The sequence below is a fragment of the Streptomyces sp. NPDC029466 genome (assembly GCF_055574515.1).
In genome coordinates this window covers 67,077-87,332 of sequence record NZ_JBVHZH010000021.1, presented here as the reverse complement: position 1 = coordinate 87,332, position 20,256 = coordinate 67,077, and the positions used below count along the sequence as shown (strand labels likewise).

At 70.0% G+C, this 20,256-nt stretch carries 19 protein-coding genes and 2 tRNA genes; 5 read left to right on the top strand and 16 right to left on the bottom strand.

Annotation, left to right across the window (positions count from 1 at the left end; genetic code table 11):
- Positions 1-120: 120 nt before the first annotated feature.
- Positions 121-4,506: a response regulator gene (locus ACZ4XD_RS17965; protein ID WP_468043102.1), complete on the bottom strand. Its 4,386-nt coding sequence runs from the start codon at positions 4,504-4,506 to the stop codon at positions 121-123.
- Positions 4,507-4,699: 193 nt separating this feature from the next.
- Positions 4,700-5,590 (bottom strand): SSI family serine proteinase inhibitor, encoded by an 891-nt coding sequence (locus ACZ4XD_RS17960; protein ID WP_468043100.1) that lies wholly within the window; start codon positions 5,588-5,590, stop codon positions 4,700-4,702.
- A gap of 255 nt (positions 5,591-5,845) precedes the next feature.
- On the opposite strand from ACZ4XD_RS17960, the gene ACZ4XD_RS17955 reads away from it, so the two are divergent.
- Positions 5,846-5,936, top strand: a tRNA-Ser gene (locus tag ACZ4XD_RS17955).
- A 1,040-nt stretch (positions 5,937-6,976) separates the two neighbouring features.
- Positions 6,977-7,049 (top strand) — tRNA-Arg (locus tag ACZ4XD_RS17950).
- Positions 7,050-7,127: 78 nt separating this feature from the next.
- On the opposite strand, the gene ACZ4XD_RS17945 is transcribed toward ACZ4XD_RS17950, so the two are convergent.
- The 10 genes from ACZ4XD_RS17945 to ACZ4XD_RS17900 all read right to left on the bottom strand — a co-directional run bounded on the left by ACZ4XD_RS17945 (position 7,128) and on the right by ACZ4XD_RS17900 (position 14,169).
- Entirely contained in the window at positions 7,128-8,363 is a 1,236-nt protein-coding gene (locus ACZ4XD_RS17945) for a site-specific integrase (protein ID WP_468043098.1), read from the bottom strand.
- Entirely contained in the window at positions 8,351-8,560 is a 210-nt protein-coding gene (locus ACZ4XD_RS17940; RefSeq protein WP_468043096.1) for an excisionase family DNA-binding protein, read from the bottom strand. Before ACZ4XD_RS17940 ends, ACZ4XD_RS17945 begins: the two co-directional genes overlap by 13 nt.
- Complete coding sequence (repSA, locus tag ACZ4XD_RS17935; RefSeq protein WP_468043094.1) at positions 8,557-9,972, bottom strand: replication initiator protein RepSA; 1,416 nt, start codon at positions 9,970-9,972, stop codon at positions 8,557-8,559. The genes ACZ4XD_RS17940 and repSA overlap by 4 nt, the downstream gene beginning before the upstream one ends.
- Before the next feature lie 89 nt (positions 9,973-10,061).
- Positions 10,062-10,367, bottom strand: a complete 306-nt coding sequence (locus tag ACZ4XD_RS17930) for a SpdD-like protein (RefSeq protein ID WP_468043092.1) — start codon at positions 10,365-10,367, stop codon at positions 10,062-10,064.
- Between the two features lie 23 nt (positions 10,368-10,390).
- A complete protein-coding gene (locus ACZ4XD_RS17925) occupies positions 10,391-10,546 on the bottom strand; it encodes a hypothetical protein (protein WP_109891880.1) in 156 nt (51 codons plus the stop codon).
- A gap of 17 nt (positions 10,547-10,563) precedes the next feature.
- Complete coding sequence (locus tag ACZ4XD_RS17920) at positions 10,564-10,755, bottom strand: mobile element transfer protein (protein WP_468043090.1); 192 nt, start codon at positions 10,753-10,755, stop codon at positions 10,564-10,566.
- Between the two features lie 18 nt (positions 10,756-10,773).
- Positions 10,774-11,454, bottom strand: a complete 681-nt coding sequence (locus ACZ4XD_RS17915) for a DUF2637 domain-containing protein (RefSeq protein ID WP_468043088.1) — start codon at positions 11,452-11,454, stop codon at positions 10,774-10,776.
- Positions 11,455-11,535: 81 nt separating this feature from the next.
- Entirely contained in the window at positions 11,536-12,891 is a 1,356-nt protein-coding gene (locus ACZ4XD_RS17910; protein ID WP_468043087.1) for an FtsK/SpoIIIE domain-containing protein, read from the bottom strand.
- 2 nt (positions 12,892-12,893) lie between these two features.
- The gene (locus tag ACZ4XD_RS17905) at positions 12,894-13,250 is read right to left on the bottom strand and encodes an SCO3933 family regulatory protein (protein ID WP_468043085.1); all 357 of its coding nucleotides are present in this window, start codon (positions 13,248-13,250) and stop codon (positions 12,894-12,896) included.
- A 139-nt stretch (positions 13,251-13,389) separates the two neighbouring features.
- Entirely contained in the window at positions 13,390-14,169 is a 780-nt protein-coding gene (locus ACZ4XD_RS17900; protein WP_468043083.1) for a GntR family transcriptional regulator, read from the bottom strand.
- Positions 14,170-14,187: 18 nt separating this feature from the next.
- Between ACZ4XD_RS17900 and ACZ4XD_RS17895 the strand changes: the two genes are divergently transcribed.
- A complete protein-coding gene (locus tag ACZ4XD_RS17895; protein WP_468043081.1) occupies positions 14,188-14,655 on the top strand; it encodes an NUDIX hydrolase in 468 nt (155 codons plus the stop codon).
- 539 nt (positions 14,656-15,194) lie between these two features.
- Here the strand turns inward: ACZ4XD_RS17895 and ACZ4XD_RS17890 are convergent.
- The gene (locus ACZ4XD_RS17890) at positions 15,195-15,485 is read right to left on the bottom strand and encodes a hypothetical protein (protein ID WP_468043079.1); all 291 of its coding nucleotides are present in this window, start codon (positions 15,483-15,485) and stop codon (positions 15,195-15,197) included.
- 1,463 nt (positions 15,486-16,948) lie between these two features.
- On the opposite strand from ACZ4XD_RS17890, the gene ACZ4XD_RS17885 reads away from it, so the two are divergent.
- Positions 16,949-17,242, top strand: coding sequence for a hypothetical protein (locus tag ACZ4XD_RS17885; RefSeq protein WP_468043077.1), 294 nt, complete (start codon positions 16,949-16,951; stop codon positions 17,240-17,242).
- Positions 17,243-17,369: 127 nt separating this feature from the next.
- Here the strand turns inward: ACZ4XD_RS17885 and ACZ4XD_RS17880 are convergent, their stop codons facing one another.
- The 3 genes from ACZ4XD_RS17880 to ACZ4XD_RS17870 all read right to left on the bottom strand — a co-directional run bounded on the left by ACZ4XD_RS17880 (position 17,370) and on the right by ACZ4XD_RS17870 (position 19,318).
- Positions 17,370-17,714, bottom strand: coding sequence for a hypothetical protein (locus ACZ4XD_RS17880; protein WP_468043076.1), 345 nt, complete (start codon positions 17,712-17,714; stop codon positions 17,370-17,372).
- Positions 17,711-18,451 (bottom strand): GntR family transcriptional regulator, encoded by a 741-nt coding sequence (locus ACZ4XD_RS17875; protein ID WP_468043195.1) that lies wholly within the window; start codon positions 18,449-18,451, stop codon positions 17,711-17,713. Before ACZ4XD_RS17875 ends, ACZ4XD_RS17880 begins: the two co-directional genes overlap by 4 nt.
- A 588-nt stretch (positions 18,452-19,039) precedes the next feature.
- Positions 19,040-19,318 (bottom strand): hypothetical protein, encoded by a 279-nt coding sequence (locus tag ACZ4XD_RS17870; RefSeq protein ID WP_468043193.1) that lies wholly within the window; start codon positions 19,316-19,318, stop codon positions 19,040-19,042.
- Positions 19,319-19,396: 78 nt separating this feature from the next.
- Between ACZ4XD_RS17870 and ACZ4XD_RS17865 the strand changes: the two genes are divergently transcribed.
- Complete coding sequence (locus tag ACZ4XD_RS17865; protein ID WP_468043074.1) at positions 19,397-20,152, top strand: GntR family transcriptional regulator; 756 nt, start codon at positions 19,397-19,399, stop codon at positions 20,150-20,152.
- Positions 20,153-20,256: the final 104 nt, after the last annotated feature.

Below are 20,256 nucleotides of genomic sequence, written 5' to 3'. Positions count from 1 at the left end.
CGTCGCCCCCACCACCCCCCCCCCCCCCCCCCCCCCCCCCCTCCCCCCCCCCCCCCCCCCCTCCCCCCCCCCCCCCCCCCCCCCCCCCCCCCCCCACGGGTCAGTTCGTGCCGATGCGGGTCAGTTCGTACCGATCTTGGCGAGCAGGTCGACGATCCGGGCCTGCACCTCGGTGCTCGTGGAGCGCTCCGCCAGGAAGAGCACCGTCTCGCCGGCCGCCAGCCGGGGCAGCTGCGCCGGGTCCATGTCGGCTGATGTGTAGACGACCAGCGGCGTGTGGTCGAGCAGCCCGTTGGCGCGCAGCCAGTCGACGATGCCGGCCCGCCGGCGCCGCACCTGCATCAGATCCATCACGACCAGATTGGGCCGCATCTGCGTCGCGAGAGTGACCGCGTCGGCATCCGCGGCGGCCCGGGCGACCTGCATACCGCGCCGCTCCAGCGACATGGTCAGGGCGCCCGCGATGTCGTCGTTCTGCTCGATCAGCAGCACCCGCGGCGGGTGCACGTCACTGTCGCGCGGGGCCAGCGCCTTGAGCAGCACGGCCGGGTCGGCACCGTACGCGGCCTCCCGGGTGGCCTGCCCCAGACCGGCGGTCACCAGGACGGGGACCTCGGCCGCGCCCGCCGCCTGACGCAGCGACTGCAGCGCGGTACGGGTGATCGGCCCCGTCAGCGGGTCGACGAAGAGCGCCGCCGGATAGGCGGCGATCTGCGCGTCCACCTCCTCGCGGGAGTTGACGATCACCGGACGGTAGCCGCGGTCGCTCAGCGCCTGCTGAGTGGCGACATCCGGCGCGGGCCAGACCAGCAGCCGGCGCGGATTGTCCAGCGGCTCCGGCGGCAACTCGTCGTCCATCGGCATCGGCTGACGAGCCATCACCTCTATGGCGCCGTTCGGCCCGTCCAGCGGCTCGGGGCCCTCGCTGCCCTCATCGGGCGCGGAGATCGCGAAGGCCCGTCCCTCACTGGCATCCATCAGATGCGGCTGCGGCTGGGACGGCGGCTGGGACGGCGGCGGGGCCGGAGCCTGCGGCTTGGGCTGCGGGGCACCGGGGTGCGCGGGCGCCTCGGCCGGGGTGGGCTCGGCGCCCGCCGCGCCCCGGTCCTCCTGCGGCGCGGCGAGCTTACGGCGGCGGCCCGAACCGGCGGACGTACCGCCCGGCGGGGTGCTGCCGGGCGGCGCCGGCGGGCGCTGCTGATCGGCGATCTGCTGGGCGAACGGCACACCCTGACCGAGCGTCCGCACGCTGAACGCCCGCCCCTGGGAGTGCCCCGCGGCATGCCCGTCGTCCTCGGCAGCGGGCGGCAGCGGCTGCCGGTGCGCCGCCGCGGCGGGCCCGCCCTGCGGCGGCACGGGCGGGCCCGCGGCCTCCTCGGCAGGGCTGGGACGGCCCCGGCGACGGCCGGTGGGGGCCTGGGGGCTCTGCGGGTCCTGAGGCGCGACGGGAGCGGGGGACGGCTGTGGCGCGGCGGGCGCCTGGGGGGCACCGACCTCCGGCGCGGGGGCGACACCGGGCGCCGTGCCACCGGCCGTACCCGTCGCCTCGGCCGGTTCGGTGGGCTGCGCCACGAGCCCCTCCGGGCCCGCGACGAAGGTGCCGGACGACTCGGCGTCGGCCATCGCGGCCGCCGCACGCTCCTCGGCCGCGGCCCGTCGCGCCCGCCGCCTGCCGGTCGGCTCGCCGTCCCACTCCCCTTGCGGCGCACCGGAGCTGACGGGCCCTTCGGGCTCGTGCCCCGGCTGCCCGCCCGGTACCGCCGCGTCCGGGCCACCGGCCACCGGCCGACGCGCCCGGCGGCGTCCCGTACCGGCGCCCTCCTGCGGACCGGCCGACTGCGCGGGCACCTGGTCGGCGGTCGCGGGCAGCGCCGGCAGCGACGACTCCGGGGTCCGGTCCGCGGCGGCGGGCGGCAGCGCGAAGGCGGTACGCGCACCGGCCGGCTGCTGTGCCCCGGAGGCCGCGGCCGCCCCGTTCCGCTCACCCGGGGCGGTCCGCTCGGGCGCCTCGGCCAGCGCCCGGCGCGCCCGTCGGCCACCCGCCTGGACGGGGGCGAGCCCCTGGGGACCCGGGGGCGGCGTCTGGCCGGGGCCCGTGGCCTGCCCCGGAACATGCGGCCGGCCCGGCGCCGGAGACTGCCCCGGAGCCGGGCTCTGACCTGGAATCTGCGGGCTCGGCCGACCGGGCGCCGGGGCCGGCACCGGGGCGGCCCCGTTGGCCGACGGCGCCGCGGGCCCCTGCGGACCGGCCACCGGCCCCTGGCCCTGCGGTCCCTGGCCCTGAGGTGTCTGCCCCTGCGGTCCCTGACCCTGCGGTCCCGCCGCGGGCCCGTGCGGCTGCTCCGGAGCCGGGCCGGCCCCGGAGGGAAGGGCGGGCAGTCCGCCGCCCTCCGTGGCGCCCTGCCGGGCCCGGCGCCGTCCCGTCGGCGGCACGGCCTCGGCCCCCGCCATACCGGGCGGCAGCCCCCGGCCGTCCGTGACCGGACCGCCCTGGCCCCCGGGCGCGGCGTCACCCTGCCCGGGATGCGCCCCCGGACCGCCGTCCACCGCCCCCGGACCCGCCGCACCCTGCGCGCCCTCGACGACGGCACCGTGCGGCACCCCGGCCTGCGGCATACCGGCCTGCGGCGCCCCGGCCTCCGGGCCGCCCGGATGCGCGCCCTGCTCCGCACCCGAGTGCCGCGCCCGCCGACGACCGGTCGGCTGCGCCCCGCCCGTCTGCTCCGGCAGCACCGCGTCGGCCGCGGCACCACCGCCACCGAGCGGCGCACCGGACCCGTCGGAACCGCCCGGCCCACCGTCACCACCGGACGGCCCTTCGCCGCCCTCGTGTCCTTCGTCGTCCGGCCCCTGGCCGCCGTCGGCCGCGCCCGCGTCCGCCGCGTTGCCCTGGGTGCCGCGCGCACGGGCCGCCGGAACCGGCATCACCGTCGTCTCGTTGCCGGTCGGCGCGTCCGCCCCGGCCGTCGCACCGTCCGCCGAGGTGCCGTCCCCCGCCACCGGCAGCTCCAGCACATACGCGCTGCCGCCCGCGCCGGGCCCGCCACCGGGCACCTCGTGCGTCTGCATCAGCCCGCCGTGCTGCCGCACGATGCCGCGGACGATCGGCTCATGAACCGGGTCGCCGCCACCGTACGGGCCACGCACCTCGATCCGTACGACATCACCGCGCTTGGCCGCCGCCACCACGATCGTCGAATCGCCCGGAACCGGCCCCGACCGCCCGCCCAGGGCGGCCTCACCGGCCGGCATCCGCCCCGTCGAATCGACCCCCGCGACATCCGCGATCAGATGCGACAGCGCCTGCGCGATCCGCTCCGCGTCGACCGTCGCCTCTATCGGCGGCGCATGCACCGCGAACTGCGCCCGCCCCGGACCGATCAGCTCGATCGCGCCCTCGACACCCGCCGCGACGACACCGTCCAGGGAAACCTTCGTGCGGTTGAGCTTCTCCTTGCCGGAGTCCAGCCGCTGATAGCTCAGGACGTTGTCCACCAGCGTCGTCATGCGGGCATGGCCGGCCGCGAGGTGGTGCAGGATCTGGTTCGCCTCGGGCCACAGCTGGCCCGCCGGGTCGGACGCGAGCGTGCCCAGCTCGCCCTTCAGCTCCTCCAGCGGCCCGCGCAGCGCCTGGTCGAGCACCGCCAGCAGCTGGGTGTGCCGGGCCGCCAGCGCGTCGAACGCCCGGCGGTCGGTGAAGGTCATCACCGCGCCGACGAGCTGATCGCCGTCCCGCACCGGCGCCGTCGTCAGATCGACGGACACCGCCCGGCCGTCCTTCGCCCACAGCGCCTGCCCGCGCACCCGGTGCTTGCGCCCCGACTTGAGCGTGTCGGCCAGCGGGGTGTCCTCCCACGGCAGCGCCGAACCGTCCGCCCGCGAGTGATGAATGAGCGGATGCAGCTCCTTGCCGCCCAGCTCACTCGCCCGGTAGCCGAGGATCTGCGCCGCGGACGGATTGACGAGCACGACCTTGCCGTCGGCGTCGACCCCGACCACACCCTCGGCCGCGGCCCGCAGAATCATCTCGGTCTGCCGCTGCTGACGGGCCAGCTCGGTCTCGGTGTCCAGCGTCCCGGTCAGATCACGGACGACGAGCATCAGCAGCTCATTGCCCGTATAGCCGTTCCGGTGATCGGCGTACGCCGCCTCGAAGGCCGACTCGTACGGGGTCCGCCCGTCCTCCAGATTGGCGCTGGTCACCTCGACCAGCAGCTCCGTCCCGTCCGTCCGCCGCGCGACCATCCGCGTCGGCTTCGTCCGGGTCCGTTCCTCCTCCTCGTCCCGGCGCCGCATGGACCCCGGGATGCGCTTGGAGTCGAAGGACGGCAGCAGATCGAGCAGCCCGCGCCCCACCAGGGCCGTGCCCGGCGCCTCGAAGGTCTCCAGCGCGATGGTGTTGGCATTGACGACCGTGCCGTTGCAGTTGACGAGCAACAGCGCGTCGGGGAGGGCGTCGAGTATGGCTGCGAGGCGAGCAGCGCCTCGGGATGGCCTGCTGCTCACGACGACGCTTCCTCCCTGTTACCGCACCTTGCCGACCCACCGTGGCGGATCGCTGGGATGGAGTCTACGGGCACTTGCCCGGGACGCGGAGGCGGATGACGAGGAGGTAATGCCACGGCAGTGTGCGACTCGCCGCACGCCCGACATGTGCCCCATCGTCCTGACCTGGCCCGCTACTAGGGCATGAACCGGGTCATGAACCGGTCGACGGGAGCAGGGGTTCGAAGCTGCTCCAGCGGCTGATCTCACACCCATTGGTGCGCCGGAAATCCGCGTTGACGGGCCGCCCCGCCCAGGTCCCGGTGATGTGCGCGGTGGCCGGACCGCCGTAAATCATCGTGCAGTTCGCCCCCTGCGGCACCGGCGCGAACGGATCCCGCCCCCACCGCGTCATCCCGTCCAACTTCTTGCACGCCTCCTTGGCGCGCGGGTGATTGCCCCACGCAGGGTGGCAGTACAACTCAAATGTCCCATCCGCCCCCGCCGAACCGGTGCCCTGCACGGTCACGGTGAGGTGATCGACGACACCGGGGCGGGGGGCGTCGGGGGTCTGGGGGGTGGGCGGGTGGTGGTGGGGGGTTGAGGGGTGGCCGGTGGACGGGCGGTGGTGGCTGGCCGAGGCGTGGTGGTCGGCCGAGGCGGGCTGACCGGCGGCGGAGTGGTGGCCGGCCGCGGAGTGGTGACCTCTCGGGGCTTTGGCCGAGGCGTGGTGGCCCTCCGGGACGGGCTGACCGGCTGCGGAGTGGTGACCGGCCGCGGACTGACGACCGGCCGCGGAGTGGTGGCCGACCGGGAGGGGGCGGCCGACCGGGAGGGGCTTGGCGGTGGGGGCGTGGTGCCCGGCGCCGATGACGCCGTCCCCGGAACGGACGTGCGGCAGCGGGATGGGGGCGGCCACCGCGGCGGGTGCCGCCAGGGCCAGCACAGCGGCGGCGGAGACGACGGACACGGCAGCGGAGGCCGCGGAAGCGGTGGCGGAGAGACGGGACACGGTCGTCGTGGCGCTCGTGGTGGCGGAGAGACGGGACGCGGCCGTGGTGGCGGTCGTGGCAGCGGTGGCGGCCGCGGTGAGGAAGGAAGACATCCGGCGATACGGCATCACAGGCTCCAGAGGCGAGTGCGGGGCGGTACGCGGCACGTACACGCCGGGGGCGCACGACAACGCACGTCGTCGCGGCCCCGACACCTCTAACGCGCCGCCGCCCCCGACGTTGCGCTGCAAAAACGTCTTTGCCGGGTGGCCCACGCGCCTAGTACCGTAGGGGGCGATTGGTGACAGCCCTTGGAGCTGTGCCATCATCTGGACACGCCACAGCGTGCATGCGCGCGTGGGGTGTGTGGAGGCGTCGCCTAGTCCGGTCTATGGCGCCGCACTGCTAATGCGGTTTGGGGCTTACCCCCCATCGAGGGTTCAAATCCCTCCGCCTCCGCTCCTCTTCGTTCAGGCCCCGATCTCCCAAGATCGGGGCCTGAACGCGTTTCGGGGCCCCTCTGGACGCGGAACGGGCCCCGGCCACCCGGAGACCTGGCTCGGCCGGACACGGCCGCGTCCTGGCCCTGGCAGGCGAGCGCGCACGGAACGACAGGATCTTCCCCACGAGATTCCCCGACTGCCTCGCTGCCCCTCGCTGCCTGGCTTCCTTGCTTCTCCTTGCGGCCTGGCTTCCTCGCTGCCTGGCCGCCTCGTCGGTCGCTGGGGGTGCCGGTCGGGTGACTGGGGCCCGGTGGTGGGGCCTGGTGGTGAGGGGTCCGGGGTAGAGCGGGGCCCGGCGGCGAAGGTGCCTGGCGCCCGGGGGCTGGCCGGCGGTCGAGGTCCTCGGTGGCCGACGGCGCGGGTGCGCTGCCGGCCACCCGGAGGCGGGTGGCCCGGGGGCGGGTGACCCGAGGGTGGGAGACCTGGGGGCGGGCGACCCGGAGGCGGGTAACTGAGCAGCGCATCGATCTGGAGGCCCCGACGAAGCCCGCACCTTCCCGACCGCCCACGGCATCCCCCGCCGACCGCCCCCGCCCCAACCACACCTGGGAGGCCATCGCCCTGCACACAACCCCGGAAGTGGCCCCCGTCACAGTCAACGTCGAACTCGACGCCCCCCCCGCATCGCCTGCGAGACCCCTCCCCACGGGAACCCGCGAGGCAATCGTCTCCACCCACCCGCGCTCCACCTGCCCGCGCCCGACTTCAGGCGCCGCATCCTCCACGCCTTCCACGCCGGCCCGGCCCACCGCCCCCAGGCCACCTTCGGCAATGCGAAGGCCGACACCCCGGGCCACCGCGAAGACCACTACACCCGCCCGAACTTCGTCCGGATCATCGAGGACTCCCCCTGCCCCGAGTAACCCCCCAACCCCCGCCACAAGGGCGTTTCCGCAGGTCAGAGGGGTTGCGGGCAATGGATTTCGCCTCACGCCGCAGGTCATGTAATGTTGTTCCCGCAACGCCGACCGGCAAGAAAAACCGCCGGAAAGCCAAGCGCTCGTAGCTTAACGGATAGAGCATCTGACTACGGATCAGAAGGTTGCAGGTTCGAATCCTGCCGAGCGCACAGCAGGTCAAAGCCCCCGCCGGGTAATCCGGGCGGGGGCTTTGTCGTGGCGTACAGCAGCGAAGTACAGCAACCGGGTCAGCCGGTGCCACCCATCGCTTCGGAGAGCTTGCCCAGGGCCGAGCGAACCTCTTCCTCACTCGCCTCGGCGTAGACCTCCATCGTCATCGCGATCTGCGAGTGCCGCAGGATGCGCTGAGCCACCTTGGGGTGGACGCCGAGCGCGACCAGGAGCGAACTGCAGGTGTGCCGGGTGTTCCGCAGCGGAATGACGCGGAGGCCAGCGCGGCGGGCACGGAGAGCGAACATCCGGGTGAGGTTCCCCGGCTCGATCGGCGTGCCGTACTTCGTGGTGAAGACCAGCCCGTGACTGTCTTGCCAGAGGTCACCAGCCGCCTTCCGATCACCGGTCTGCTGAGCGCGCCGCATCCGGAGGGCTTTGAGGCAGAGCGCCGGTAGCGGCAGGAAGTCGTCCGACTCCTCCGTCTTGGTCTCACGGTGGAGGATCTGACGCCCCGCCCGCTGGATCTGGTGGTCCACGTACAGTTCGCCCGCCTCGAAGTCGACGGACTTCCAGGTGAGGCCCAGAACCTCGCCGCGGCGGAGCCCGAGGCAGAGCACGAGCACCCAGGCCGCCAAGAGGGGATCCTCACGGATCACCCCGTCCGCGAGGAACTGACCCGCTTCGACCGCGGACCACGGCTTGATCCGGCGGCGCCTCGGCTTGGGCACCTTCACCAGGGCGGCGACGTTCTTCCCGATCTCCTCTTCGGTGACCGCGTGTGTCAGGGCGGCCCGCAGCGCATCGCGAGCGGCTTGGATCACCCGGCGGGATGCATACGCCTCACAGCACTCACCGGCAGCACAGCAGCGCCGGCGGCTGGGAGCTCTTTTGGCGTCCTTCCCCTGGGCGCAGCACTGGCAGGTGATCGTCAGCTTGGTCAGCCATTCGCGTACGTCCCGGACGGTGAGCTTGTCCAGCCGCTTCGTGCCGAGGTGGGGAGCGATGTAGAGCCGTACGCAGCCCTCGTACGAGACGTAGGAGAGCGGAGCCAGGTTCGGCTTCACGATCGACTCCAGCCAGTACGACAGGAAGGCGGAGAGCGTGCGGTGTCGAGTAGCTACCGGCCCCTTCTTCGCCTCCGCATGGAGCTTGATCCACTTGTCGTGGACCTCATCGCGGGTCTTGCCGTAGACGTACTTGCGCTTCTTCTTGCCGTCGGGGGTGGTGACCCAGACGTAGGCGGCGAAGCCGTTCTTGTACGGGTAGATCGAGCCTTCACCGTTGCCGCGCTTGCCGGTCATGCCGACCACTCCGCTTCAGCCTCACGGGCCAGGCGTTCGACGTACTCGTCCACCCAGCGCGGCAGGATGCGGCGGTTGCGGCCGTCCTTGACCGAGCGGATGTCTCCGGTGAGGAGGAGCATCTTGGTCTTGGACAGGCCGTAGCCGAGCATCTGCGCGACTTCGGCGGTGGTGTGCCACTTCCTTTCGACCACGGTGCTCGTCATGTCCAGTCGTCTCCTTCGGCTTCGAGTTCGGCGCGGGCTTGGCGTGCGGTGTCGCGGTTGGTCTGGATGTCGCGGGCGATGGTGGTGGCGAGGACGGATTCCCCGGGGGTGTGGCCGTGGCCGGCGTACTGCCAGTCGGTCAGCACGAGGACGGTGTCCGGCTCCGGGGGTTCGAGGCCGAGGGCTTGGCGTTCCTGGGCGGCGCGGAAGTCCGCGCGGGCCGTGCGCAGTTCGCCGAGGGTGGTCGAGTAGCGGCGGGACTTGGAGGAGAAGTGGCCGCGGAAGCCGAGCATGTGGGCCCAGGCCCAGAGGCGACGGTCCGGGTAGAGCGGGTCCAGGGTTTTGCACGTGGTGATCAGGCGGCGGGTGTGGTCGGGGACCTGGTGGCGGTCCAGCTCGGTGAGTTCGCCGATGCGGCGGTCGAGGGTGCCGGTGGTTTCGGCTGCTTTGGTCGCGTACTTCGCGACGTAGGAGGCAACGGCTTGTTCGGTGATGTCGGAGCCGTCGTCGAATGCCTTGACCGGCCGCACGTCCAGCTGTGTGCCCCAGCGGAAAGTCCGGGTGGGCTGGTCCCCGGCAGCCGGGGCCGTGACTGAGGTGTAGGAGTGCGCGGCGGCGGCGCGGATCGCATCGGTCAGCAGGGCGACGCTTGCCCAGGAAGGCGGCGGTGTTCCGGGGCCGTCCGGTCCATCGATGCGGATCACCGCGTGGAAGTGGAGGGCTCCGCGCTTCTGGAACTCGGCGACCTTGCCGTAGGAGAGGCGGGCCGATTCTTTGAGGTCGCGTTGGGTGAGGCCGGCGCGGGCGGCCAGTTCGCGGCGGAGTCGGGTGGTGAAGCGTTGCCAGAGGTCGCCCGCGTGGTTGTTGAACAGGACGGCGGCGGCGTAGTCGTACGTCTCGGGGGCCAGGGCGGTGCCGAGCGCCGGATCGTCCGTGTGGTGCTGTGTGCCGCAGCGGCAGACGCCTCGGTCGGGCCGGTTGTGCACGGGGCCGAAGGAGGGGGCGGTGAGGGTGGTGAAGACGCGGGGGTGGTCCCGGACGGTGCCGGGGATGTCGCGGCGGTCGTCTCCCGCGAGGCCGGCGCGGATGAGGTGGTAGGTGTCCCCGGCGTAGGTCCAGGCGCAGGCGGGGCAGCGGGAGGCGCGGCGGTTGCCGCAGGCGAGGCGGAGGCGTCCGCCGGGTTCGGAGGCGGTCGAGTAGTGGTGCAGGGTCTCGCCGGACGTGCGGTCCTTGGTGAGGGTCCAGCCGGTGAGGTGGATGGGGTCGGAGCAGCCGCCGGCGCGGTGGATCTGGTCTGCCCAGCGGTCGTAGTCGGAGGCCGAAGCCACCCTCAGCAGGTCGCCGAGGGTGGTCGGGTCGAGGAGCGTGTCAGGCACGGGCGACCTCCCACGTACGTGGGTGCGGTCGGTCATGATGGGGATTCCTTCCGGATCTGTGGTTCGGACTGGAGCACGGCTCCTGGGCGGCGGAGACTTGGCGGTTGAGGCCGCCCGGGGGCCGGTCAGCGGTGCGTGCGCCCGGAGGCGAGCAGTGAGCGGAGGACGACCGCGCAGACGGCTACGGACACTCCGCTGATGGCGACTGCCAGGAGCATCGAGACCAGGACGGTGCCGACGACCAGGACCACGGCCGTGCCGCCGACGAGGGCGAGCGCGGTGCCGGGCGTGAGCTGAACCGTGGGGCGGGCCGGGGACTGAGCAACCGGGGCCGGCGGCGGGGTGTGCCGCACGGTGGCGATCGGTTCGACGGAGGGCTGGATGACGAGCCCGGTCGGCGTCGGGTTGGTCGGGACCTTGGGACGGAACATGGTGGATCTCCCTTCTGCGGGCGTTACTTGACGGCTGTGTCGATGGCGGAGGCCAGGAAGCTGTCGGCGAGGAGGTAGCCGCCGAGGAGGAACACGGCCACGAGCCACCAGGGCGGGCGGATGAGCTTGATGCCGAGGTAGCCGACGGCGATCAGAGCGAGCCAGAGCGGGACGTCCATGAGGTCTCCTCAGTCGTTCAGCGGACGGAGCAGCGGTGAGTGCGGGCGGCGAGCTGGGCGGCCGAACGGCTGGAGAAGTCGGCGGACCAGCCGCAGCGGTCGGTGGTGCAGACGGCGGCGTGCTTGGTGCGGCCGTAGTGGTCGCGGTAGGTGCCGATCTGTACGGGGCCGATCCGCATGACGGAGTGGAAATGATCGCGGGCGGGCATGGCGGTTCTCCTTGCTGGTCAGGTGAGTTGGGCGGCGATGGAGTCGGCGAGCTGGGGCGGGACGCCGAGGCGGGCTCGCAGGGTTTCGGTGTCGATCTGGTCTCCGGTCCGGGCGCGGTGCTCGTCGGCGACCTTGCGGGCGTGGGCGACGAGCGCGGCCGGGACGGGGGCAGGTGCGGGGCCGGTCCGGTGTGGTTCGGCGGGTGGTTCAGCCGTGGGGAGGTCGACGGCGTCCAACCCGGGCGGCTCGGCAGGAGGTTCGGCCGTCGGGACCGGAGCGGGTACGGGAGCGGATGCCGGAGCCACGTCGGCCGGCGAGACGGCATCAGTGGCTTCGGCCACACCCCGCGTATGAGCCAGCAGAGTCCCGCCGAGGAAGGCGAGCGCAGGCCATCCGGCGATGCCGAAACGGAGCCAGGCGGGTGGGTGCCGGAGGTCGAGGAACCCGGCGGTCGCGACGTTGGCGCCGAGCGAGGCCACCAGGGCGATCACGAACCAGCACCAGGCGAGCCGGGACGGGCCGTCGCTGCGGAGTCGCCGCCAGGCCGCGACCAGCAGCAGGTCGACGCTGATCGGGTAGGCCCACCCCTTCCAGCCGTCCTGTCCGGTTGCGGCGGCCAGGTCATGGAGGTGGGCGAAGGAGAGCGCCCCGGCGATGACGGCTTGTACGAGGACGGCGTCCGGGCGGATGCGTCCCATGGCGGTGCTCCTTCCGGAATCTGGCATGGAGGGGGTAGGGATGTGGCGCATCGAGGTAGCGCCGGCCTTGGAGCGGGAGGGTCAGGCAGTCGTGGTGGACGCCTTGTTGAGCACCACGGCGTCGGAGTTCGACGAGGCGGTGGCCGGCCGGAAGGGCGCGAGCACGGGCAGGTCCGGCGTGCGGTCGGCGTACTTGTTGCAGAGGTTCACTGCTTCGCGCAGCGAGGTGTGCGGGGCCCGGATGCGCGACCAGCCGCCAGTCGAGTCACCAACGATGGCGATGCCGGGGGCGTCGGCGGGTATCTGGATGGCGGCCATTACGGCGTCCGGGCTGATTTCGCCGAAGGCCATGTTGGCGCTGGCCTCGTCGTTGACGCGATGCGCGGTTCGGCCGGTGAGCTGGGCCCGGAGCATGGTGATGCCCTTGCCGAGTTCGGAGCCGAAGCGCTGACCGCAGATCTCCAGGTAGATGCCGGCAGCGCGGCCGAGCTGGGCCAGCCGGACGAGCGCAATGATGATCCGGTCCCGGCGTTTCTCCTCTTCCCTGGAGGCGAAGAGCGCGAGTTCGGAGACTTCGTCCACCAGGACCACGACAGGCGTGGGACGCAGATCCTCGGCCAGATCCCAGATGTCGGCGGCGATCTCCGCGTCCGGGACGTTCACGCTGATGCGCTGTACCTCGCGGACGAGTTGATAGACGGACTCCATGTGCGAGACCAGGGCTTCGAGCAGATCGAGAGCGGTGTCCTGGTTGTCGGCGAGCGCGGAGAAGCGACGAGCCAGCGGGAACAGCTCCACACCCTGCTTGCAGTCGATACCGACGAGTGCGACGTCCTGAGAGGCGAGACCGGCCACCAGGTTGCGCTGGTAGACGGACTTGCCCGACTCGGTGGCGCCGAGGGTGAGCCCGTGCGGGACGGTCCGGTAGTCGCGGTAGTGGACCGATCCGTCCTCGCGCAGTGCGACGGGTACGCGCATCGGAGCACGGTCGATCTTGGCGGGCATCTGCACGCGCTTGAGCACGTCGTAGCCCGTCATCCGCAGTTCGACGACCCCGGAGCGGATCTCCCAGGCGGTGACGCCGTACATCCCGAAGGAGTGCCGGAGCCGGTCGGTGGCGGAGGAGAGGTCGAAAACGTCCTGGCCGGGACGGAGCTTGAGCCGCAGGACGAGCCCGGTACGGGTCGGCCGGAGACGGAGGATGCGCGGGGCACGCGACTCGGGGGCCGGGCGGTCGGTCAAGCGGGCGAGCGCGAGCCGCCAGCGCGGGGGCGGGACCGTCAGGCCACAGGCGTCCATGACCGAGGCGTACCGGACTAAGACCCGCAGCGCGGCGAGGACGACTCCGAAGGTCATCCAGTACCAGGCGGGACGCCGCCACCGCAGCACGAGCGCGGTGGCGACGACCAGCAGCAGTACGACCGAGAGGCGGGCCATGATCAGGCCGCCTCAGCCTGCGAGCCACCGGCGGCGAGCGAGGTGACCGCCACGGCGCGGAAGGCGATGCCGTGCCGCTTCTGCCCGTTGAACTCGTTCTCCCACGGCCGGGCGATCAGGCCGGTCAGCGCCACCGGAGTGCCCATGCCCAGCTCACCGGAGACCCCGCCCTCGGGGACGGTGACGGACAGGATCTCCACCGCGTCGTTGGCGGCGAACATCACGTCCACGGTCATCAGCTTCGCCCCGGTCTCGACGTCGAGGGCGACCTCACCGGTACGGCGGTCCTTGACCTTGATCTGCGGCTGCTTCGCGACCATCACGGTCGCGACGGAGGTGTCGACGGGGATCTGACGCACTACCGATCACTCCTCTATAGATGTCGAACTCCGCCACTCATGTACATGAGTGACATGAAGAAGAGTGCCCGACTCCTGTACATGAGTCAACCCGCCTCGACGAAGAAGTCGGGGCGGGCTGAGGAGAGTTGAGCGAGCGTCAGTCCGCGGCGGGGATGCGGTAGCTGAAAACGAACTGGTCAGCCGCCATGAGGGTGTCGCAGACCTCCACCACGCGGCCCTCAGTCGTCAGCGCCTCACGGACGAGATGCACGACGGGGGCGCCGGGGCTGAGAGCCAACTCGGACGCTTCGGCCTTGGTGGCCGGCCGGGCCTGCAAGGTCTCGACGAACTCGGCGAACTCATGCCCGTGGTCTTCGAGTCGGGCGTAGATGCCGCCACCGCCGGGGTTCTCGGCGAAGAGTTCGGGGATGTCCTTCACGACGTCCCACGGCAGGTACGAGCTGGCCGTCTCGACCGGAGTGCCGTTACGGAAGTACAGCCGCCGGCGGGCAAGGACCTGAGTGCCAGGCTCGACCCCGAGACGACCGGCCACGTCCTCCGGAACCTCCATGGGCCCGATGTACAGAACGCTGACCTTGGCCGTGGCACCCGACTGCGCGGACTCCGCCAGATACGCAGCCTTGCCACCCTGTCGGTGCGAGCGCCGGAAGCGGTCGGAAGAGCGGTGCCGTACCGGCGGCCGGTCCTTCACGATCGAGCCCTTGCCGTGGCGGGTCTCCACCAGGCCGCTCGCACGGACCTCCACCATCGCCTTACGGATCGTGCCGCCCGCAACGCCGTAGCGCTCGACCAGCTCGGATTCACTCGGCACCATCTCGCCAGGCTTAAGGACCCCAGCCCTGATCTGCTGCACGATGTCGTCGGCGATCTGCACGTATCGAGGTACGGCCTTACCCCCTCCTACCGCGGTTCCCATAGCTCTTCCCATCCTCCTATGCTCCTGTACATGAGTAACAGCGCCGCGAAAGCCCAGTCAACGCCACTGCACTCCGTGTCGGTGGCCGGGGTCGTGGTCCGCGAGGACGGCAAACTCCTGACGATCCAGCGGGCCGACAACGGCGCTTGGGAACTCCCGGGCGGCGTGCTCGAACTCGAAGAGTCCCCGGAGGCCGGCGTACGGCGCGAAGTCTGGGAAGAGACGGGCATCCACGTCGAGGTCGACGAGCTCACCGGGGTCTACAAGAACACAACACGAGGCATCGTGGCCCTGGTCTTCCGCTGCAAGCCGGTCGGCGGCGAGGAGCGCACCTCCAGCGAGTCGACGGCTGTCACCTGGCTCACGCCCGACGAGGTGGCAGATTCCATTTCCGAGGTCTACGCAGTCCGGTTCCTGGATGCCTTGGACGGGGCAGGCCCTCACGTGCGAAGCCACGACGGCAAGCGGCTGACGCCGGTGCGATAGAACTTTCCCTACTTCATCAAGGCTCGCTCCGCTCGCTACCCGGCCCTGCGGTAGGGGCAGTTCAGGAGCACACCGCACGTTGGCGCAGGAGCGCTGACGTTCCCGGCCTCCTGGAACTGCAAGCAGTCAGATCAGAGATCAGAGGTGCCGCGCACAGCGCGGCGGCGCCGGCCGTCGCCGCCGCACGGCTCCCTCCTCGTCTTCGCCGCCGGGGCCGCGCGGCGTCGACGCCCGCGCCCACAAGGGGCGAAAGACCAGGCCGGGGGTGGGGGCGGTCGGCTCCACGGCTTTACCCACCTCCCCGATTCGGGTCCCGCGTCGAGCAAGACCAGGGGGCCACTCGTTCAAATTCCGGGCAGCTCACAAGCCTGCCCGAGTTGCCGGCAAGCGTACGGCCCCCTGATCATGCTCGACCCCAAACCGGGCAGGACACCGGCCAAATCCGCTCCGCCGACCGCGGGGCGAACGCTGCCACGAATCCCAACCATCCCTGATCGGTAGCTGGTGCCCGGTTGCAGGTCCACTGCCAGACGTTGCAGCTAAGAGACGCGACCTAGATTATCGATCGCGCGTTGGAGAGATTCGATCTCGCGCGCAATCTTGGTTATTCCTGCATCCATATCGCCCGGCCTGAACGACGGGTCCGCGCTGCGCAGCTCATTCATGGCTGCCAGCTCTTGTCGCCGGAGACCGAGCAGGGAGCGCAAGAGAGTGGCCTTGTCGCACTTCTTGCGGCCAGTCTCATACTCTCCGATCTCTCGAGCTATCTCACCTAGGCGATCGTCCGCTTTCTGCGCTCGTTCATTGCTCATCTTCACCGGAATCGCCACCTTCGCTCCAGCTAACAAGCGCCTGGCTATGCTCTGGAACGCCCCAGATTGACTACCTATTCTCCCTCTTCAGCTCCTCGGCGAGGTGTCTTTGTGCGGAAGCTAGGGCACTCTCGCTGCTACGCTCGTCATGCCTCCAGCCACATCCACACCAGGCAGTGCTGCCCCCGAATGAAATGTCCTGCTGGCCACCTTCCTCGTGTAGGTAGACAGCATTCGACTTGATCAAGTGCGCTTTAAATGCGTCCGCAATTCCATCAGGCGCGACCTTTTTCTCCCAGTGACCGCACTCACATGATGCCTTGCGCGTGTTCCAGTCGTAGAAGACGTAGTGCCCATCCCACGGCATGACGACCTCCCGAATGTGACTGCACGAGTGGCCTCCCCTATCAGGGTCCCGCACAGAGTGACCTTCCGCATCTTGACTGTTTCAAGGCGCCTTGCGCGCTAGCAGTCTTGGCGAAATAGGAACGTGCAGTGTCCTTTGTGGACTGACAGCCTGTCTGTCCCCCAGAGCCCACCGGCATACGTCACGCGCCTTCGAAGGCCTCGATCGGCTAGCAGCGTTGACATCAGCGAGTGACATCAACAGCAGCGGACGGGGACGCCCAATGCTGAACAGCGGCGAGGGGCTGTGCCCTCTGTAATAGAGCCAGGCGCCAGCTCGGTCCATTCGGCGATCGAACTCCTAATGCGGTGGTCGATCATCGTTCGTACCAGCTGGCTGCAAGGGGATGTGCCTATAACCGAGCAGAGTGGCTGAGGCAGGAGCTGGTGACGCGAGGCACACGCGCGCCTGATCGGTCGGCGCACCCACCATCATGGCTGACTGTCGTCGGCTGAGGTTCAGGCGGGCGACGAAACAAGGCGTGCCAGATGTGTGTCAGAACGGAGGGGCAAGCATGGTCAACGACGGCGCTGAACGGTCCCTGCACCCATAGCGAGGACGGAGTTAGTCGCCCGCATACCCACCAGCAGATACACCGCGGAGAACACCACCAGCTCACAAAGCAGCTATCCATGGTCTCCTACCAGCCTCTTCCATCCCGTGTGGCTGGATCGCTCCCTTGTGGCGACTTCGAGCACGTGTCACACAGTTATAGGCAGATGGTCGGGGGGAGGAACGCTGTATGTCTGTGTCAGGTGAGGACGGTGTCGCGCCCTTGGGCTGGGCAGTAACACGGTTTGGGCGGCAGGCCAGCAGCCTCGCCGCCGCGGTTCCGATGCAGCTAGCTCGGGCTCACGCTCAGGCTCACGCCACGCACCTCACGGCCCGGTTGAAGAAGCGAAGTCCCTACGGTTCCACCCTCGCAGAAGCGGTGCGCGAGAACTTGGCGGACACGGCTCGGGAGTTGGGCGAGTCTGTGCGGAACGTACGCGGATATGAGTACGCAGTGATCAACAATCACGCAATATTCCCCTTCAGGTACGCGGACAGGCCGAGACCTCTTGATCGAGCTCGGTTGCCTTCCAACGCATCCCCTACGCGCCGTCGGCTGTTCTCGGCACACGGGCCACAGGCTCCGGAGGGACTGTTCGACCTCGATGACGATCTGACAACCGAGGAGTACCTGGAGCTGCACGAAGCATTCGAAGAGTTGGGCGCCTCCACGAAGCTCGTCTGCGTCTTCTTCACGGCCGCGGTGGAGACCGGCGTCCATGTCATCCATTGGGGGGACGCCCACCTCGAACCGGACCGTACCTTCACGTGGCACCACAGCGAACAGCTCCCAGTCGCTCCCCAACCGCCTGAGTGATCGGTACCCGAGAAGGTATCGGCCACCATTGCGCGAGCTCAGGCGTTCGGCTGCCGGAGGGGCGGAACGAACGGCAGGGGAGCACCTGAATGAGAATGGGGCTCCCCTGCCGTTCGATGGGTCTCTGCTAGCCGAAGGCCGCCGCCGGCAGCCAAGGACCCTCGCCTCCTTCGCGAGCGGGAGGATCCGTGAGCGGCAGGCGGTGACCGCGGCTGATCGCTACACGACGTACGTCACGCAGGGCTTCAGTCATGTCCATCGTCAGGAGTCGCAGCTCGTTCGGCTCCGGCTCCTCGTCGTCGAGTACTTCGACCGCGTGCTCCAGGAGTTCCGCTGCCATTTCCAGTTGCATCGCTTCGGTGTGGTCAGCCAGGCGGGACAGGTAGCCGCCGCTGCTCTCGGTGCTCAAGTAGCAGGGGTTGCCCTCGGGTCCTGACCACGGGAGGAGCCGCAGCTCGTTGTGGGTCGTCATCCTCCGCTTGTCCTCTCGTTGGTCATGTGGTTGGTGGTGAAGAATGCGTCGGCACGGTCGCTTGGGAGCATCAGGAGCGCCGCCTCGACCACGCGTCCCGTGCGGTCGGTCGACACGCGCGTGATCGCGAGCACTGACAGAGCCGAGCTGATGCGAAGAGTCGCGGCTTCCTCTGGTGTCGGGGGACGAGCGCTGACTCGTTCCCGGACCTCGGCCAGCGGCGGGCGGAGTTCTGCCAGCTTCGCCTCAATGCTCTTGCAGCAGTGCGATTCGGCGGGAACGTCGGTTGGCGACAGGTCGCGAGGGACGTAGAGACGAGCGAGGCTGTGCGGTGACTCCCCCTCGTGGCTGAGGCAGAAGAATTCGGTGAGTGGGCTGCTTTCCGACACCCGTAGCAGGCTGGTCAGTTGACCGTGCGCCTGGAGGTTGGTGGTGCGGACGATGACGCGTAACGCCGACTCGGGCGAGGACTCCGTCCGGAGTGTGCAAGCGCCGCCGATGTACATGACTCTGCGACGGGGGTAGCGGGCGAAGTTGCCCTTGCCGTGAATCTTCTCGACGAGCCCTTCGCCCTGGAGGACCGAGAGGGCACTCCGCAGCGTCGCCGTGCTGACCGCATAACGAGAAGCGAGCTGCGCCTCAGAAGGGAGGCATTCGTCGGCCTTGATCTGGCCGGTCGAGATCTTGTCGCGGATGTCATCAGCGATGACATGACGGCGAGAAGGCACGGACTGCATCACCACCTACTCAGCGCGCGTACGGCTACGAGCCGAGACTGGGCGTGCATGGTGAGCAGTTCGCCCGACTCGAAGCACAGTCGCTTCGCTCCGCCGGGAAGGGGGAACAGGTCGGTGACACGGCACGGATGACCACCAAGCTTAATGACGTCGCCGCGCTGCACGCTGGCAGAGATGATCTCGGCAGAGGGGGCCGGAGCACCACCCGGCGCCCAGCCCCTCACCGGAGGCCGTCCGTCCGGTTATCAGGGTCGGCCACCGTGTGGCAGGAGCAGCTGCACGCCTCGTAGACCACGGGGATGCCGATCGGTGCGGTAGCGGGAGAGGAATGCGCGCACTCACAGTGCCTACCGATCAGGCAGGAACTCGACCGGTAGGGAACGGCCTTCGTGTTGGTCGCGCGAAACGGCTGGTGGGGAGGCATCAGAGCGCCTCCGCCAGCATGTACCGGTGGTGCACAAGGCGATCGCGAGGTGCGCCGGCCTGCCCGACGGGTACTGGGAACCGGCGGCTCCGGCTCATCGGGACGCACCGCTCATCGGAGTGCGAGACGGTATGGCGGATACGGTTGAACATGCTGATCAGCTCCTATCGCTGATGGCCAGGCCCCCGGACATTGCCCGTCGCGGGGGCCGTTGTGCTTACGGCGGCCCATAAGGTGCGGCCGTTCAAGCTGTTGGCGAGGAGCCCGAATCGATCGGCCTCCGCTACGGCTTCCAAGGCCTCCCGCCACGACTCGGCGGAGAGCGATTCCGGTACCTCCGCTTCGATCGAGGTGACTTGGGTGTGCTGCTCCACGCGCGGGGTGAGGCCGACGGCGGACAACCGGGCTGCGATGTCTTCGGCTCTTAGTTCCGAAGCAGGCACAGGGCAGCCTCCGTCATCGGCGATCACTTGGAGTGAAGCTAGTTAACTAGGTTAGAGCTAGTGGACTAGATTTTCCATATGCCTGAGCAGCCGCCGTACCTCCGCATCGCTGACGAGCTCCGGCGACGGATCGCGGAGCATGAGTGGACGCCGGGAGACCGGCTCCCGTCACGCGCCCAGATCGCCCAGGAGTGCGGCGTCGGCGAGAACGTGGTTCGTCGCGCCCAAGAGCTACTGATCTCTCAGGGAGTGCTGGAAGGCCGCGCCGGCTCCGGCACGTACGTTGCCGCCGCTCGTCAGCGCGTACGCATGGTCCGCTCCTCGGCGCGCGAGCAGCCTGACGGTTCCCCGTTTCGCGCGGACATGAAGGCCGTGGGCAAGTTGGGGGATTGGGAGAGCCGGACCGAGGCGAAGGTCCCGGCGCCGGTTGAGATCGCGGCACGCCTCGGCATCGGCAAGGGCGAGTTGTGCGTCCGCACCGTGTACGAGTTCCTCGCCGACGGCAAGCCGGTGCAGCTGTCGACGAGCTGGGAGCCGTACGACCTCACCGCCGGCACCGTCATCGTCCTCCCGGAGGGTGGACCGCACGCTGGCGTGGGCGTGGTGAACCGCATGGCCGAGATCGACATTACGGTCAGCCACGCCGTGGAGCAGCCGGAGCCGCGGCAAGCGAATGCCGAGGAGGCATCGCTCCTCGGCATCCAGAAGGGCGGCTTGGTTACGCACATCCGGAGGACGTACTACAGCGACCAGGGACGGCCCGTCGAGACGGCGGACATTGTCGTACCCGCCGCGCTGTGCGAGATCGTTTACGAGATCCCCATCGGTCGTTAGTGGGGCAGGATGCTCGCAACGGGGACGTTGCCGCACGACTAGCGCGCACCAGAAGAGCACCAGTTGCGGCGGAGAACCGCGGTTGACGGCGGTTCGATCCTAGG